Annotated in this window: 11 protein-coding genes and 1 pseudogene; 11 read left to right on the plus strand and 1 reads right to left on the minus strand. The window is 41.5% G+C overall.

Features of this window, described 5'->3' with window-relative positions; genetic code table 11:
- The first annotated feature begins 22 nt into the window (after positions 1-22).
- The 7 genes and pseudogenes from DXB52_RS10585 (at position 23) to DXB52_RS10615 (ending at position 8,956) form a co-directional block, all read left to right on the plus strand.
- Positions 23-2,293, plus strand: a complete 2,271-nt coding sequence (locus DXB52_RS10585; RefSeq protein ID WP_117961627.1) for a hydratase — start codon at positions 23-25, stop codon at positions 2,291-2,293.
- 171 nt (positions 2,294-2,464) lie between these two features.
- Positions 2,465-3,487, plus strand: coding sequence for a Stealth CR1 domain-containing protein (locus DXB52_RS10590; protein ID WP_117961625.1), 1,023 nt, complete (start codon positions 2,465-2,467; stop codon positions 3,485-3,487).
- Positions 3,474-4,760, plus strand: a complete 1,287-nt coding sequence (locus DXB52_RS10595; protein ID WP_181981434.1) for a DUF4832 domain-containing protein — start codon at positions 3,474-3,476, stop codon at positions 4,758-4,760. The genes DXB52_RS10590 and DXB52_RS10595 overlap by 14 nt, the downstream gene beginning before the upstream one ends.
- Before the next feature lie 45 nt (positions 4,761-4,805).
- Positions 4,806-5,567, plus strand: coding sequence for a TatD family hydrolase (locus tag DXB52_RS10600; RefSeq protein ID WP_117961621.1), 762 nt, complete (start codon positions 4,806-4,808; stop codon positions 5,565-5,567).
- Positions 5,542-6,456 carry a 16S rRNA (adenine(1518)-N(6)/adenine(1519)-N(6))-dimethyltransferase RsmA gene (rsmA, locus tag DXB52_RS10605; protein ID WP_015528696.1) on the plus strand — a complete coding sequence of 305 codons (915 nt, stop codon included), beginning with the start codon at positions 5,542-5,544 and terminating at the stop codon, positions 6,454-6,456. Before DXB52_RS10600 ends, rsmA begins: the two co-directional genes overlap by 26 nt.
- 181 nt (positions 6,457-6,637) lie before the next feature.
- Positions 6,638-8,007, plus strand: a pseudogene (locus DXB52_RS10610) (citrate/2-methylcitrate synthase).
- Between the two features lie 10 nt (positions 8,008-8,017).
- Positions 8,018-8,956 carry an alpha/beta fold hydrolase gene (locus DXB52_RS10615; RefSeq protein WP_117961619.1) on the plus strand — a complete coding sequence of 313 codons (939 nt, stop codon included), beginning with the start codon at positions 8,018-8,020 and terminating at the stop codon, positions 8,954-8,956.
- Positions 8,957-9,451: 495 nt separating this feature from the next.
- Here the strand turns inward: DXB52_RS10615 and DXB52_RS10620 are convergent, their stop codons facing one another.
- Positions 9,452-10,057: a TetR/AcrR family transcriptional regulator gene (locus tag DXB52_RS10620; RefSeq protein ID WP_117909289.1), complete on the minus strand. Its 606-nt coding sequence runs from the start codon at positions 10,055-10,057 to the stop codon at positions 9,452-9,454.
- Between the two features lie 251 nt (positions 10,058-10,308).
- Here DXB52_RS10620 and DXB52_RS10625 point away from each other — a divergent pair, with 251 nt between their 5' ends.
- From DXB52_RS10625 to DXB52_RS10640, 4 genes are all read left to right on the plus strand, one after another.
- Positions 10,309-12,381: an efflux RND transporter permease subunit gene (locus DXB52_RS10625; RefSeq protein ID WP_117961617.1), complete on the plus strand. Its 2,073-nt coding sequence runs from the start codon at positions 10,309-10,311 to the stop codon at positions 12,379-12,381.
- A gap of 16 nt (positions 12,382-12,397) precedes the next feature.
- Complete coding sequence (locus tag DXB52_RS10630) at positions 12,398-14,881, plus strand: GumC domain-containing protein (protein ID WP_117961615.1); 2,484 nt, start codon at positions 12,398-12,400, stop codon at positions 14,879-14,881.
- A 146-nt stretch (positions 14,882-15,027) separates the two neighbouring features.
- A complete protein-coding gene (locus DXB52_RS10635; protein ID WP_472520089.1) occupies positions 15,028-16,377 on the plus strand; it encodes an MATE family efflux transporter in 1,350 nt (449 codons plus the stop codon).
- Between the two features lie 180 nt (positions 16,378-16,557).
- Positions 16,558-17,043 (plus strand): VanZ family protein, encoded by a 486-nt coding sequence (locus tag DXB52_RS10640; protein WP_181984731.1) that lies wholly within the window; start codon positions 16,558-16,560, stop codon positions 17,041-17,043.
- Positions 17,044-17,280: the final 237 nt, after the last annotated feature.

Genomic DNA, 17,280 nt, shown 5'->3' on the forward strand with positions numbered 1-17,280 from the left:
TCAGATTGAAGGAGGTCTTTACATGATTAAATTGTACGAGAATGGCGTATATCTTCTCAATGGAACTGAGATAGTAGAAGACACAGGGAATGTGCAGGTTCCGCTGACGAAAGAAGAAGCCACTCAGAACACAATGGCATATGGTATTTTAAAGGCACACAATACATCAGAGAACATGGAACGTCTGCAGATTCGTTTTGATAAGCTGACATCCCATGACATTACATTTGTTGGAATTATCCAGACAGCACGTGCGTCAGGACTTGAGAAGTTCCCGATGCCATATGTACTTACAAACTGTCATAACAGTCTTTGTGCAGTTGGTGGAACGATCAACGAAGATGACCATATGTTTGGACTAACTTGTGCGAAGAAGTACGGCGGAATGTATGTACCACCGCATCAGGCAGTTATCCATCAGTTTGCCCGTGAGATGCTTGCAGGCGGAGGAAAGATGATTCTTGGATCTGACAGCCATACACGTTACGGAGCACTCGGAACGATGGCTATGGGTGAAGGTGGACCGGAGCTTGTGAAACAGCTTCTGAACAAGACTTATGATATTAAGATGCCGGGCGTGATCGGAATTTACTTAGACGGAGAGCCGATGAAGGGTGTAGGACCGCAGGACGTTGCTCTTGCAATCATCGGAGCTACATTCAAGAACGGCTATGTGAACAATAAGGTTATGGAGTTCGTTGGACCTGGAGTCAGCAAGCTGAGTGCAGATTTTCGTATCGGAATCGACGTTATGACAACAGAGACAACTTGTCTGTCTTCTATCTGGAAAACAGATGAGAAGATTCAGGAGTTCTATGACATTCACGGAAGAAGTGAGGATTACAAAGAGCTGAATCCTGGAGCAGTTACATATTATGATGGTATGGTTTATGTAAACTTAAGCGAGATTAAGCCTATGATCGCAATGCCGTTCCATCCAAGTAACGTATATACAATTGATGAACTGAATGCAAATCTGTCTGACATCCTTCATGATGTAGAGCAGAAAGCACTTGTAAGCCTTGACGGCGCAGTTGATTACTCTCTGCAGGATAAGATCAGAAACGGTAAGTTCTATGTAGAGCAGGGAATCATCGCAGGATGTGCAGGTGGTGGATTTGAAAACATCTGTGCGGCTGCAGATATCATCAAAGGAAAGAACATCGGAGCAGATGAATTTACATTCAGCGTTTACCCGGCAAGTACACCGATTTATATGGAACTTGTTAAGAATGGTGCAATTGCAGATCTTATGGAAGCAGGAACTGTTGTGAAGACAGCATTCTGTGGACCATGTTTCGGAGCAGGAGATACACCGGCGAATAACGCATTCTCTATCCGTCATACAACAAGAAACTTCCCGAACCGTGAAGGAAGCAAGCTACAGAACGGACAGATCTCTTCTGTAGCACTGATGGATGCTCGTTCTATTGCAGCAACAGCAGCAAACAAGGGATTCTTAACATCGGCAACAGCAATGGATGTAGAATACAAAGGACAGAAATATCACTTTGATAAGAATATTTATGCAAACCGTGTATTTGACAGCAAGGGCGTTGCAGATCCGAGCGTTGAGATCAAATTTGGACCAAACATTAAGGACTGGCCGGCAATGTCAGCACTTCCGCAGAATCTGCTTGTGAAGGTCGTATCCGAGATCCATGATCCTGTTACAACAACAGATGAGCTGATTCCGTCCGGAGAGACATCTTCCTACCGTTCTAACCCGCTGGGACTTGCAGAGTTCGCTCTTTCCAGAAAAGACCCTGCATACGTTGGTCGTGCGAAAGAAGTACAGAAAGCTCAGAAAGCAATTGAAGCAAATGAATGTCCGGTAGATGCGCTTGCAGAACTGAAACCGGTAATGGATAAGATCCACGAGACCTATCCGGAAGTTGGCAAGGACAACCTCGGTGTCGGAAGTACAATCTTCGCAGTAAAACCGGGAGACGGATCTGCTCGTGAGCAGGCAGCTTCCTGTCAGAAAGTACTTGGCGGATGGGCAAATATCGCAACAGAGTATGCGACAAAGCGTTACCGTTCAAACCTGATCAACTGGGGAATGCTTCCGTTCCTGACAGAAGAAGATCATGAAGCACTTTCCTTCAAGAACGGAGATTACATCTTTGTTCCTGATGTAAGAAAAGCAGTAGAAGAGAAAGCGGATGTGATCAAAGCTTATGTTGTAGGTGATGAGCTCAAAGAGCTGAACCTTAAGCTTGGAGATCTGACAGACGCAGAGCGTGAGATCATTCTTGACGGATGTCTGATCAATTACTATAGAAATCATTAATCATTATTGAAAATCATGAATCAATTATTGGATATGATAAAATGAAATAAAAGCGGCGAGATATGGGAAATGACCTGTATCTCGCTGTTTTTATCTTGCTAATTAAATTTTCACATGCTAGTATTAAAACGAAATAAAATGTAGCACGTTAAGGTATAAGAACGGAAAGATATGAAGATAGAAAATAGCATAGATATCGTGATCACCTGGGTAGATGGAAATGATCCGGAGTGGAGAAGCGAAAAGAATAAAACAAGATACGGAAAAGAGCAATTGTCGGAGACAGATGACAGAGAAGAACGTTTCCGGGATTGGGAGAATCTAAGATACTGGTTCCGCGGAATTGAAAACTGCGCGTCATGGGTAAGAAAAATCCATTTTGTGACATGGGGACATATACCGGAATGGCTGAATACAAAGCATCCAAAGTTAAACATCGTGCGGCATATAGATTATATCCCGCCAGAGTTTTTACCAACATTTAATTCTCATACAATAGAATGGAACATGCATAGAATCCCGGGCTTATCTGAGCAGTTCGTATATTTTAATGATGATATGTTCCTGCTGAAAAGAACCGATGAAACAGATTTTTTCAGAAATGGGCGCCCTGTTGATATGTTGGCATTACAGCCGGATGTGGCTAATGTTGACAATCCGGTAATGCCATATATCTATTTGAACAATGCAATGGTTCTTGCCAGATATTTTGATAAATATAAAAATATGAAACAACAGCCCGGAGCATACTTCCATTTCGGATATCCACTGAAATATTTCGTCTACAATATGCTGGAAATGGCATTTCCGCGTTATACCGGTTTTTATACAGTTCACGGTCCGTCGCCACTTCGAAAGGACACATTTGAGAAATTATGGGAACTTGAGCCGGAACTTTTGACGAAAGTATGTGGGCATTCGTTCCGGCATAAAGAAGATATCAGTCAGTATGTTCTTCGGGAGTATCAGAAGCTGAGTGGTGAGTTTATCCCTAAAAACGTAGAAAAAACATGCCGTTATTATGAACTTGCAACGAATAACGATAAACTTTACAGAACAGTTGCTGAAAGAAGAGAAAAGATAATCTGTATCAATGATGCCAATTGTGAAATTGATTTTGACAGAACAAAAAGAGAATTGAACAATGCATTTGAGATTGCTTTTCCAGAAAAATCTGCCTATGAAAATTTTTAAAAAAAATCAGAAAATATATGCGAAAACAAAAGAAGTATTTGGAAATCCGCTTATGGGATATGCTCCATGTGCGTGGAATGAAAGTGTTCGGAAAGATGTGACGCTTCTGTATATGGATATTACCTGGGCGGAACTTGAGCCGGTGGAAGGGCAATTTGCCTGGGATGCGATCGATGCGGAAAATCAGGTGGCAAGATGGCAGGCAGAAGGAAAGCACATGGTACTTCGATTTGTGTGTGATATTCCTGGAAACAGCAGACACATGGACATTCCCGAGTGGCTGTATGAGAAAACAGGGCATGCAGGAAAGTGGTACGATACAGCTTTCGGAAAAGGATTCGCACCGGATTACAGTAACGAACAGTTTCTGGCTGCTCATAAAAAAGCAGTGAAAGCATTTGGGGAACATTATGGAAGGTCTGATTTGGTTAGTTACGTAGAACTTGGAAGCCTTGGACATTGGGGCGAATGGCATGTAGCCTATCATATAGGCATCAGGCGGCTGCCGTCAAGAACTGTAAGAGAGCAGTATGTTCTTCCATGGCTGGAAGCCTTTCCAAAAGCAAAACATCTTATGAGAAGACCCTTTTCGATCGCAAAGGAATATCATATGGGGGTATATAATGATATGACAGGTGATGCGGATGCTACAGAAAGATGGCTTTATGAGATTGCGAATGGTGGAGATTATGATCAGACAAATGAAAAAGGGGAACTTCAGTCAATGCTAGATTTCTGGAATTACGCACCATCCGGTGGTGAATTCACAAGCGCAGTTCCAATGAAGAAACTATTGGAAACGGAACTTTCACAGACGATAAATCTTATTCAAAAGGCTCATACTACATTCCTTGGTCCGATGACAGCCGATGCAGCTTATGAGTGCGGATACAATAAAGTGTTGCAAAATCTGGGATATCGGTTATACATTTCAAAGGCTGTATTGAAACCTAAGATTCATGGGACAAGTCTTGAAATTACATGGGGAAATGATGGAGTGGCACCATTTTATCAGGATTGGCCGGTATGGATAGCTGTCGAAAATGAACAAAGCGAACAGATAGAAAAAAAGCAGCTGGATTTACAACTGAATAATATAACTCCAGGAATAGAGAAAAAGGTTAAGGTAACCCTTTATACACCGGGATTAGTAGAAAAAGCAGAAAACGGATGTCGTATCAGCGTGGGCATCGAAGATCCGATGACAGGAAAAGAAAGTGTCCGTCTGGCGATGGATATATTATATGAAGACGGGAAGAATTATTTGTGGTAAAATAAAGCACAAGATTAGAAATATTGAAAACAGGCGGTAAATAAAATGATATTTGATACACATGCGCATTACGATGATGAGCAGTTTGACACAGACAGAGATGAGCTACTAAGCAGTATGGCAGCAGGCGGTGTTGGAGCAATTGTGGATGCAGCGGCGACAGTAGAGTCCTGGGATAAGATAGTAGAACTTGCAGAGAAGTATTCATTTATATATGGATCAGTAGGTGTACATCCGGACGAAGTCGGTGCACTGAATGAAGAGAATTTCGCTCGAATGAAAGAAATATTAAAGAAAGAAAAGATCGTTGCTGTTGGCGAGATCGGACTTGATTATTATTGGGATAAAGAAGGGCATGATCTGCAGAAACATTGGTTCATCAGACAGCTGGATCTTGCGCGAGAGATGAACAAACCTGTGATGATCCATAGCCGTGAGGCGGCAGCTGATACGATGGAAATTATGAAAGAACATGGAAAAGGACTCAAAGGTGTGATACACTGTTATTCTTACAGCCTTGAGATGGCGCGAGAATATGTAAAGATGGGATATTACATCGGAGTTGGCGGTGTTGTTACATTCAAGAATTCAAAGAAATTAAAAGAGATTGTAGAAGAGATTCCGCTGGAGTCAATTGTTCTTGAGACAGACTGCCCGTATCTGGCACCGATACCGTTCAGAGGGAAGAGAAATTCGTCCTTATACCTGCCATATGTTGTAGAAGCGATCGCAGAGCTAAAAGGCATTTCTGCGGAGCAGGTGATCGAACAGACAGAGAAGAATGCAAGGGATCTATATCAATTATAAGAAATGGAGAGATGAGATGAAAGAACCAACACTTGGAAATCCACAGAATACGATAGAAGTATTACAGAAATATAATTTCGTATTCCAGAAAAAGTTCGGTCAGAACTTTCTGATCGATACACATGTACTGGACAAAATTATTGCGGCAGCAGAGATTACAAAAGATGATTTTGTATTGGAAATCGGACCGGGAATCGGAACGATGACACAGTATCTGGCATGTGCAGCGAGAAAAGTTGTTGCAGTTGAGATTGACAAGGCACTGATTCCGATTCTGGAAGATACGCTTTCAGATTATGACAATGCCCGTGTTATTAACAATGACGTTCTGAAAGTAGATATTGCAAAGCTTGCAGAAGAGGAAAATGGAGGAAAGCCGATCAAGGTTGTGGCCAACCTGCCATATTACATTACAACACCAATTATCATGGGACTTTTTGAGAATCATGTTCCGATCAAGAGTATTACAGTTATGGTTCAGAAAGAAGTCGCAGACCGTATGCAGGTGGGACCGGGAACGAAGGACTATGGTGCACTGTCTCTTGCTGTGCAATATTATGCGAAACCATATATTGTTGCAAATGTACCGCCGAACTGCTTTATGCCTCGTCCGAAGGTTGGATCTGCGGTAATACGTCTGGAACGTTATGAAGAACCACCGGTGAAGGTAAAGGATGAAAAGCTTATGTTCCGTATTATCCGTGCCTCCTTTAACCAGAGAAGAAAGACTTTGGCAAATGGACTGAAGAATTCGGCAGAACTTGACTACACGAAGGAAGAAATCGAGGCAGCGATTGAAGCACTCGGAAGAGGTGCATCTATTCGAGGGGAAGCCCTTACGCTGGAAGAATTTGCAAAGCTGGCAGATTTTCTTTATGATTGCAGATAAAATAATATTAAAGGAATTTACAAAGTTGCTGTTTACAAAAATGTAGTGGACAGCAACTTTATTCTTCTTCACTTTTTGATTCATAAAGATTTAATATTCAGTTAATTGTTTACTAGACGGATATCTAGTATAATTAAAAGATAAAAGACATTAGAAGAAACAAGAGAAGGAGGAAGAGCCCATGGCCAAAGATATTAACAGCATATTTTTTGACATCACTCCGGAGATTGAAGAACTTGCTCTGAAATGTGAAACGAACAATGCAATTGACAAAGAACTCTATACCAAATACGAGGTAAAAAGAGGACTTCGAGATCTGAACGGTAAAGGTGTACTTGCCGGATTGACGAATATATCCGATGTGTGTGCAACAAAGATTGTAGACGGTGTATCCGTACCGTGTGCAGGTAATCTTTATTACAGAGGTTACAATATTAAAGATCTTGTAAGCGGTTTCCTTGAGGCAAAACATTTTGGATTTGAGGAGATTGCATATCTGCTTCTTTTCGGAGAGCTTCCGAATCAGAAGGAACTTGAGAATTTTAAGGATATGATAGCTGACCGCCGGATGCTTCCACCGAATTTTGTACGTGACGTGATCATGAAGCTCCGAGCCGTGATATGATGAACAGTATTACAAGAAGTATTCTTCAGCTTTATTCTTACGATGACAAAGCGGATGATACAAGCATTCCGAATGTACTGCGTCAGAGTCTGAACCTGATCAGCCAGTTCCCAATGCTTATGGTTTACAGCTATCTTGCTTACAATTATAAAATGGGTGAAGACCTGTATATTTATGCACCGAAGAAAGAACTGTCTATGGCAGAGAATATTCTGATGATGCTCAGAGAAGATCGTCAGTATACAGAACTTGAGGCGAAGATCCTTGATATGGCTCTTGTTCTTCATATGGATCACGGCGGTGGTAACAACTCAACATTTACAACGCATGTTGTTACATCTTCAGGAACAGATACTTATTCTACAATTGCAGCAGCTATGGCGTCCTTGAAAGGGCCAAAACATGGTGGTGCGAACGTAAAAGTAACACAGATGTTTGAAGATATGAAGACGCAGCTGACAGACTGGCAGGATGATGATCAGATCAGAGCTTACCTTGAGGCACTGCTGGAGAAGAGAGCGTTTGATAAGAGAGGTCTGATCTATGGAATGGGACATGCGATTTATTCTGTATCCGACCCAAGAGCGGAGATCTTCAAGAAGTTTGTAAAGCAGCTTGCATATGAAAAGGGCCACGAGGCAGAATATGTACTGTATGAGAAAGTAGAGAAGATGGCACCGGAGATCATTAGCGAGAGACGTAAGATGTATAAAGGTGTTAATGCGAACGTAGATTTCTACAGTGGACTTGTTTATAGCATGCTTGATCTTCCACCGGCATTATATACTCCAATTTTTGCGGCAGCACGTATCGTTGGATGGAGTGCACACAGACTGGAAGAGTTGAAGAATGTAGATAAGATTATACGTCCGGCTTATAAGCCGCTTGCACCATATCGTGATTATATCAAATTAGATGACAGGTAGTGAATGAACGATGAGAGATGAGTTTTATTTCCCTTCAAAGGATGGCAATACGGAGATCCACACGATTGAGTGGAAACCGGAAGGAGAAGTGAAAGCTGTCCTGCAGTTAAGCCATGGAATGGTGGAATATATTAAGAGATACGATGAATTTGCAGAATTCATGTGTAGTCATGGATATTATGTCGTTGGAAACGATCATTTAGGACATGGAAAATCTGTGCAGAGCAAGTCGGAGTATGGATTTTTTAATGAAAAATATGGAAATGCATGCGTGATCGGAGATATGCATACACTTCGTCAGCGGACGGCGAAGAAATATCCGGAGGTGCCTTACTTTATGTTGGGACACAGCATGGGTTCCTGCCTTCTGCGTCAGTATGTGCAGATGTATGGAAATGGACTGGCAGGAGCAATGTTTATCGGAGTTGTAGCAGACCAAAAGAAATCAACACTTCAGTTTGCAAGGAGACTTTGCAGAACACTGGCAATTTTCCGTGGCTGGCATTATAAAAGTAAACTGGTGGATGGAATGGCAGTCGGTGCCTATAATAGGAAATTCAAGAATCCAAAGACACGCGCGGACTGGGTAACCAGTGATGAAGAACATCTGGAAAAATATATTTCAGATCCACTGTGCTCCTTTGTCTTTACAGTGAATGCGTATTATAGCATGTTTACCGGGATGCTTATAATGGAGAAAAAAGAAAGTATCTATATGATTCCGAAGCAGCTTCCAATCCTTTTCGCAGCCGGTGCCGAAGATCCGGTTGGAGGATTCGGAAAAGGCGTAAGGAAGGTTTATGAGAAATACAAAGCGGCCGGAATCCAGGACATCAGTCTAAGACTGTATGCCGGTGATCGTCATGAACTGCTCAACGAGACAGATCGGGAGCAGGTATATGAAGATCTTCTCGAGTGGATGGAAGAACGTAGAAAAATAAATTATTAGTTTATATTTTTTCATAATCTGTTTATATTTTTTCGTATTCTTTAAGAAAACACTCATACTTTTGACACATTTTCTGGATATACTAATATCAAGATAGTTGATAAGAGAAAATCAATTATCTTCCCCCCCTCATAAAGTTGTGACACAGGAAAGTGTCAACACTTTACTCTCATTCCTTTAGATAACTATAAACACAACGAAGCCCGTTAGCCGAAAGGTTAGCGGGCTTTCGCGTTGCAGTGATAACTTAGATGGTGCCAGATATGAAAACACAAAAAGTAAGACCCGAGCACCTCACTGCTTCAGCAGATCGGCAATCGGGTCTTCTTTTTATTATCTAAAGGAATGAGAGTAAAGTCGACATCCCGGCACACCGGGATGCCATTACTTTATGAGGGGGGAGATAGTTGTTTATCAACTATCTGAGCCTTAGTATAGACAGAAAATGTGTCAAAATTATGTTCAAACATTAAAAGAAAAATAAATTAAATAAACTTAATCCTGAACGCTTACAAACACTTCATAGACCTTCTTGAGTGATTTATGAAGATAAGGTTTGTACTCTTCCATAGAAACAGGTTTCTCATGAAGGATACAGTTGTAACTTGTTGAACTGATCAATTCAATCAGTGTAAAAAGCAAGAGATCCGGATTCTCACAGTTTACATTATATTTTATAAGTGAATTTCTGTAGTGGTCATAAAATTGCCTGGACACTACAGAACCCGTTCCGACAGCATCCTGGAAAACTCCCCAGGAGAGATTCTTTGACAAAAATTTTAACAAGGACTGCTGTTTCTGGAAACGGTCAATAATATAATCTGTTAAAAAAAGAATCTCTTCTTCTAAAGAATTAATCTCAGTTCCTTCAAGCTGCTTGTGTGCATCATCAAAAAGCTGACAGGCTTTGTATGCGATCAATTTATCTCTTAAATCATACTTGTCTTTGAAATAAAGATAGAATGTCCCCTTTGCCAGACCGGCCTGATTCACGATGTCGGATACAGTTGTTTTGGCAAAGCCTTTTCCGGTGAACAGGTCAAATGCAGTCTGGAGCAGTGTATTCATTTTCAGCTTTTTATTATCATCTACTTTTCCCATAATCTCAATGACCTCCTTTGTGTGTCTTTAGTGATTGTAATATATAATACAAACTTTGCCAATAAGAGGTTTTCATAAAAATACATTCTGTGAAAAATTCCTATTGTCTTTTTACTAGTATGGCACAAAATTCCCAAAAGTCAATAAAAATGACTATTTTTCATTTTTTAACAAAAAAATATTGACTAATGGTCATTTCGCGCTATACTATAAGAGACTTGAGTAGTAAGACAGTATAGGAGATGATACAAATGGTTAAAGTTGGCAAATGGATTGCCAAACACAGAGTTCTGATGTTGATCATCGGATTTCTTCTGATTATCCCGTCGGTCATCGGGATGGCAAAGACACGTGTAAACTATGATTTGCTCAGTTATCTGCCGGAGCATCTGGAGACAGTAAAGGGTCAGGATATTTTGGTGGATGAGTATGGAATGGGCGCGTTCTCCATGGTTGTGGTAGAGAACATGGACATGAAGGATGTTCAGAAGCTTGAAGATCAGTTCAGTGAAGTACCGCATGTAAAAGATGTACTCTGGTATGACGATGTAGCTGATATCAGTCTTCCGGTGGAGATGATCCCAAAGGATTTAAAGGAGGCGTTTTTTAAAGGCGATGCCACGATGATGCTTGTATTGTTTGATAATACAACATCTTCTGATGAAGCTATGGATGCTGTCGGACAGATGAGAAAGCTGGCGAATGATCAGTGCTTTATCAGCGGTATGACAGGAGTTGTTACAGATATTAAGAATCTGGCACTTAAAGAACTTCCGGTTTATGTGGTGATTGCAGCACTTTTAAGTCTGGTCGTACTTGAACTGACAAGCGGATCTTTCGTAGTACCGATTTTATTTCTGATCAGTATTGGGCTTGCGATTCTCTACAATCTTGGAAGCAACATTTTCTTTGGAGAGACTTCGTATATCACAAAGGCATTGACTGCGGTATTGCAGCTGGGTGTGACAATGGATTATTCCATTTTCCTCTTGAACAGCTACGAGGAAAACAAGAAGCGTTTTCCGGGAGAGAAAGAACGTGCCATGGGACATGCGATTTCCAATACATTTAAGTCTGTGGCAGGAAGCTCTGTTACGACAGTAGCCGGATTCGTAGCGCTGTGTGTTATGACATTTGCACTTGGCCGAGATCTTGGTATCGTTATGGCAAAAGGTGTATTGATCGGTGTGATCTGTTGCGTAACAGTTTTACCTTCTCTGGTTCTTGTATTTGATAAACCAATTGAGAAGACAAAACATAAACTGTTGCTCAGCAACATGGATAAGCCATCAGCTTTTATTACAAAGCACTATAAAGTATGGATCGTTGTTTTCCTGGTACTTTTATTCCCGGCTATTTATGGAAATAATCACACAAAGATTTACTACGACATTGCAGATTCACTCCCATCCACACTGGACAGTAATGTGGCGAATGCAGAACTTAAGAAAGACTTCGATATGAGTAATATTCATATGGTTATGTTAGATAGAAGTATGGATGCAAAACAGAAGTCGAAAATGTTCGATGAGATTGATTCTGTGAAGGGTGTCAAGTGGACGATCAGTATGAATTCGCTGATTGGACCGGCAGTGCCGGACTCTATGATACCAAATGATATCAAAGAAATGCTGCAAAGCGATGATTACGAGCTTGCATTTGTATGCTCGGAATATGAATCAGCAACGGAGGAAGTCAATACACAGATTGCATCGATCGATAAGATTGTAAAATCTTATGATAAAAATGCGATGGTAATTGGAGAAGCTCCTTTGATGAAAGACTTGGAGGATGTAACCAATGTGGATCTGGTAAATGTAAATGCACTTTCAATTGCAGCGATATTTATCATTATTATGATTATCTTCAAATCAATATCACTGCCAATCATATTGGTGGCAGTTATTGAATTTGCAATTATGGTTAATATGGCAATCCCGTTTTATCAGGGAACAAGCCTTCCATTTGTTGCAAGTATAGTAATCGGAGCAATTCAGTTGGGAGCAACTGTAGATTATGCAATTCTAATGACGACCCGCTATCAGAAAGAGCGTCAGCGTGGACGAGATAAGATGGAAGCAATCAGTATTGCCCATAAAACCAGTATGCCGTCAATTATCAGCAGCGGATTAAGTTTCTTCGCGGCAACATTTGGAGTAGCCTGCTACTCACAGGTTGAAATGATCGGTTCTATTTGCACTTTGCTTGCGCGAGGCGCGATTATCAGTATGGTTGTTGTAATCCTGATATTGCCGGCGATGTTTATGATATTTGACAAAGTAATATGTAAGACGTCCATCGGATTCCTCGGTGGAAAAAAGTAGAAAGGATGTAAGAATCATGAACAAAAACAGAAAAATCAAACGTGGACTCACAACTTCTCTTGCCGTTGGAATGTCAGTAATGATGGGCGCTGTGCCGGTCTTTGCTGCAGGAACAAGTTCTGACGCAGATGCAGTTTATAAGGAAGAGACAGTTTATGTAAATGCAGACGCAACAGGAACAAGTGATGAAGTAACAGTATCTAACTGGCTGAAGAATTCAGGCAGTGTATCAGGAAGTCTGACAGATGCAAGTACTCTGAAAGATATTAAGAATGTAAAAGGTGATGAAACATTCAAAGAATCCGGAGATACATTGACATGGAATACAGATGGTGAAGATATTTATTATCAGGGAACAACAGATCAGGATCTTCCGGTTTCTGTAAAGCTTACTTACTATCTGGACGGAAAAGAAATCAAACCGGCAGATTTGAAAGGAAAAAGCGGGCATCTGAAGATTCAGGTGGATTATACAAATAAAGAGAAGAAAACAGTCAGCGTAGATGGAAAACAAGAAGAAGTTTACACACCATTTGTCATGATGACGGGAATGATCCTTCCGAATGAAACATTTAGCAATGTTACGATTGATAACGGAAAAGTTATTTCTGATGGAAGCAAGAATATCGTAGTCGGATTCGGAATGCCTGGCATGAAAGAAAGTTTGAATCTGGACGAAAGCAAAACAGAAGATCTGACAATCCCGGAAAGTCTCTGCGTGGAAGCTGATGTGACAGATTTCACAATGTCTTCTACATTTACAGTGGCACTTACCGATCTTCTTGATGACATTGATTTTGATAATATCGTAGATGTTGATTCACTGAAGAGTTCCTTAGATGAACTGGAAGATGCAGCACTTCAGTTAGTAAGTGGATCTGACACACTTGCAGACGGAGCCGGAACACTTGCAGACGGTGTCAACAGCTATACAGAAGGTGCGGATACTTTGAATGATGCAATTCAGAAGTACCTTGGAAGCAATGGAGAACTGAACGGAAGCGTGACAGAGTATGTGAATGGTGTCAATAAAGTTGTCAAAGGCGTGCAGGATTATACAGACGGAACAAATGCACTGGCTGACGGAGTTACAGCTTATATTGGCGGTGAACAGCAGCTGGCAGCAGGTGCCGCGAAACTGAGCCAGCTCAGCAGCGGACTGAAAACAGTACAGGGAGCGATCAGTCAGCTGAATGCAGCGATTGACGGAGAAGGAGCAGCGACAGAAGATATTCAGGTAGCAGCCGGCCAGCTGGCAGCGGGAACAGCACAGCTGAAAGCAGCACTTGGAAGCAAAGAGGTTCAGGCACTTTTGGGTCAGGTAGGAAATATGTTGGCGACAGGAACTGAAATGATCAATCAGACAGAGCAGCTTGGAACAGCGCTGAATGATGGAATTGCAACACCGGTTCAGAATATTGCGGCTAACCTCACAAGTCTGAGTCAGCAGCTTGGAATGATTAACCAGCAGCTTGCTACTTTGGACACAACTTGTCAGAGTGCAGTAGATGATCTGAATGCAAAGATCAGAGATTATAATGATAAGGTTGATACAGCAAAAAATGCAGCAGCAAACAGCAAAGCAACAATTGATTCTGCAGTCAGTGAATTACAGGCGAAGAAAGATCAGACAACAGACGAGACTGCAAAAGCGGACCTTCAGGCAGCAATTGATAAATTAAATGCAGCAAAGAGTGCGGCAGACGGATTGAGCGGACTCGAGAAGGCGAGCGAAGTTAGTGTGACAATTCCAACAATTGATACAACAGCGATCCAGCAGGAGATGGGAGCAATCGGTGTGTCAATGAAAACATTTCAGCAGACAGCACAGACACTGACAGCTCAGCTTCCGGCAATGCAGGAGAAACTTCAGACAATCACAAGTATGAAGGATAAACTTCCGGCGGAAGCAATCGGACAGTTATCAGAATCTGTAGATCAGCTGGATGCAGGAATGCAGGGATTAAATATAGCAATCGGAACATTTTCATCTAACCTTGGTGAGTTAAACAAATCTGTACAGGCACAGTTCCCGGCAGCAGTTACGGGTATTCTTGAACTGAACGGTGGATTCTCACAGTTGAGTGCAAATAATGACGCACTTTTAGCAGGAGCCAACAAACTGAAAGCTAACAGTTCAACACTGGTAGCAGGAGTTCAGATACTTCAGAGCGGAACAAACCAGCTGGCAAGCGGACTGAATACACTGGGAAGCCAGATGTCATCCGGAGCGGCAAAACTTTCACTGAACAGCGCAGCCCTTCGTGAAGGTGCAGCAACTCTTCAGTCAGGAGCAAGAGAACTCGCAGACGGTATGGAGAAGTTCGACCGTGAAGGAACAAGCAAATTAAAGAGCACAGTAGAAGACGAACTCGGTGATGTACTTGACCGTTTCGATGCACTTACATCGGATGATTGTACTTATACAACATTCAGTGGAAAAGACAGCGGAATGGAAGGAAGCGTGAAATTCGTAATCGAGACAGAATCAATCGAGTAAATCGTATCATCTCTATAATATAGGAAAAACGGAGAAATCCCCGACCAGGATTTCTCCGTTTTTTGTGTTTTGGAATTTGCCATCACAAGAAAGGATTGCAAAAAATACCATTATATAGTAGGCTTGTCTATAGAGGCAAACGCTTCATGAGAATGCGTAGTAATTTAGAGAAGACTATTTTATTGAAAAACATGGTATGTGGGGAAGATATGGAAGGAAATTTAACAAAGGGTCCTATTTTAAAGACCTTGACGAAGCTGGCGATACCGATTATGGCATCGTCATTTTTAGGGACATTGTATAATCTTACAGATATGGCATGGATCGGTCTGCTTGGTTCGAAGGCAGTTGCCGGAGTTGGTGTCGGAGGAATGTACACCTGGCTGTCACAGGGGTTGGCATCTATGGCTCGAATGGGTGGACAGGTTCAAGTGGCGCAGCATATTGGAAAAGGAAACAGAGACGAGGCGAATAAATATGCGCAGACCGCAGTACAGTTAGCTACATTGATGGGATTAGTATATGCGGCAATTGTATTGCTTTTTTTACATCGACTGATCGGCTTCTTTCAGTTGGATGATGCAGAAGCAATTGCGGCTGCATTTTCTTATACAAGAATTGCCTGCGGTTTGATCGTATTTTCATTTCTGACATTTACGTTGACAGGTATTTATACTGCACAGGGAGATTCAAAGACTCCATTTATTGCGAATCTGATCGGGCTGGTAATTAATATGATCCTGGATCCGGTACTGATCCTTGGACCGGGGCCACTTCCTGAATTAGGTGTGGCAGGTGCTGCAATTGCGACTGTAACAGCGCAGGGAATTGTAATGAGTGTAATGATCATCGGAATCTTTGTGCAGAAGAAGGATAATGTATTAAAAGGAATTCGTCTGTTTGCAAGAATTCCGATGGAATATGTAAGTGGAATCTGCAAGATCGGAATTCCGACAGCACTTCAGGGAATGGCTTATTGTGTAATCTCAATGGTACTTGCACGTATGGTATCCGTCTTTGGTGCTGAGGCAGTTGCAGTACAGAGAGTCGGTGGTCAGATTGAATCGCTCTCATGGAATACGGCGGATGGATTCGCTGCGGCGCTGAATGCATTTGTTGGACAGAACTATGGAGCCAACAAGATGGATCGTGTCAAGAAAGGATACAGAGCATCTTTATGGACAGTTGGTATTTGGGGATTGATAATTACAGCAATATTTGTATTTGTTCCAAAACCAATCGCAAGAATTTTTTTCCATGAAGCAACAGCAATTGAAGTCGCAGTGGATTACCTTATAATCGTAGGACTCAGTGAAGCATTTATGTGCGTAGAGCTTATGACGGTTGGGGCATTGTCCGGACTTGGAAAGACACATCTGTGCAGTGTGATTTCAATTATATTTACAGGAGCGAGAATTCCATTGGCAATTCTCCTTTGCAGAACAGCACTCGGACTTAATGGAATCTGGTGTGCAGTTCATCAACATCCATTGTAAAAGGTATTATCTTTGTAGCAACATTCTTCTGGATTACAAGAAGTTCAAGAATACTTAAGGATAATAGCAGGCTTTGATTAAGAAAAGCTGCTATTATTCTTTTATAAAAGATGATAGTTCAAGGAAGGTATTGGAGAAAAAATGAAAATAGAAAAACGATGGGAAAATAATAGAAGTAAAATGATATCATATATTGTATTTGGAGCATATCTCTTCTTACTGACATGGCTTGTGCTGTTTAAGTTTGCATTTACTATAGAAGAAATCCCACATTTAAGACAACTAAATCTAATCCCATTTCATTACGAAACAAGTGTTGCGTATATAACACATATGAAAGAGGTTATATACAATATACTGATATTTGTTCCGGCAGGAGTTTACTTCACTGCATTTCTTGGTAAAAGAAAATGGTGGCTGGGGATCGGAGCATCATTTTTTGTGAGCCTGACATTTGAGACAGTACAGTGGATATTCTCTATTGGCGTAAGTGATATTACAGATTTAATCGGAAATACACTTGGTAGTGGGGTGGGAGCAGTGCTCTTTGCATTTTTTGGAAAAATATTTCCAAAGAAGAGAATGAGCATGATCAATGGAATCGGAGCAGTGGTTGAGGTAGTCGGAATTGCATTACTGAGTATGCTGTTTGTGACAAATAAGTAAGCATGCAATATTCGTAGCATTTGGAAACGCAGATTACGCATCAGCAACAACCGAAAGAACTGACGTCCTTTCGGTTAAGGGCATTCGCCCTATGTTCCCCACCCCTACCAGCCTGTTGCAAGCAAGCTTGCAAAATCTGTTAGGGTTTTGAAATGTATGTTACGCATCTGCAACAACCGAAAGAACTGACGTCCTTTCGGTTAAGGGCATTCGCCCTATGTTCCCCAACCCTACTCT

It is taken from the genome of Ruminococcus sp. OM04-4AA (assembly GCF_003462585.1).
Taxonomy (GTDB): domain Bacteria; phylum Bacillota; class Clostridia; order Lachnospirales; family Lachnospiraceae; genus Mediterraneibacter; species Mediterraneibacter faecis.

Bases quoted from the DNA above. Each gene is read 5' to 3' on its own strand.
- DXB52_RS10615 (WP_117961619.1), top strand. From the start codon at position 8,018: ATGAGAGATGAGTTTTATTTCCCTTCAAAGGATGGCAATACGGAGATC.
- DXB52_RS10590 (WP_117961625.1), top strand. From the start codon at position 2,465: ATGAAGATAGAAAATAGCATAGATATCGTGATCACCTGGGTAGATGGA.
- DXB52_RS10585 (WP_117961627.1), top strand. From the start codon at position 23: ATGATTAAATTGTACGAGAATGGCGTATATCTTCTCAATGGAACTGAG.
- DXB52_RS10600 (WP_117961621.1), top strand. From the start codon at position 4,806: ATGATATTTGATACACATGCGCATTACGATGATGAGCAGTTTGACACA.
- DXB52_RS10620 (WP_117909289.1), bottom strand. From the start codon at position 10,057: ATGGGAAAAGTAGATGATAATAAAAAGCTGAAAATGAATACACTGCTC.
- DXB52_RS10630 (WP_117961615.1), top strand. From the start codon at position 12,398: ATGAACAAAAACAGAAAAATCAAACGTGGACTCACAACTTCTCTTGCC.
- rsmA (WP_015528696.1), top strand. From the start codon at position 5,542: ATGCAAGGGATCTATATCAATTATAAGAAATGGAGAGATGAGATGAAA.
- DXB52_RS10640 (WP_181984731.1), top strand. From the start codon at position 16,558: ATGATATCATATATTGTATTTGGAGCATATCTCTTCTTACTGACATGG.
- DXB52_RS10635 (WP_472520089.1), top strand. From the start codon at position 15,028: ATGAGAATGCGTAGTAATTTAGAGAAGACTATTTTATTGAAAAACATG.
- DXB52_RS10595 (WP_181981434.1), top strand. From the start codon at position 3,474: ATGAAAATTTTTAAAAAAAATCAGAAAATATATGCGAAAACAAAAGAA.
- DXB52_RS10625 (WP_117961617.1), top strand. From the start codon at position 10,309: ATGGTTAAAGTTGGCAAATGGATTGCCAAACACAGAGTTCTGATGTTG.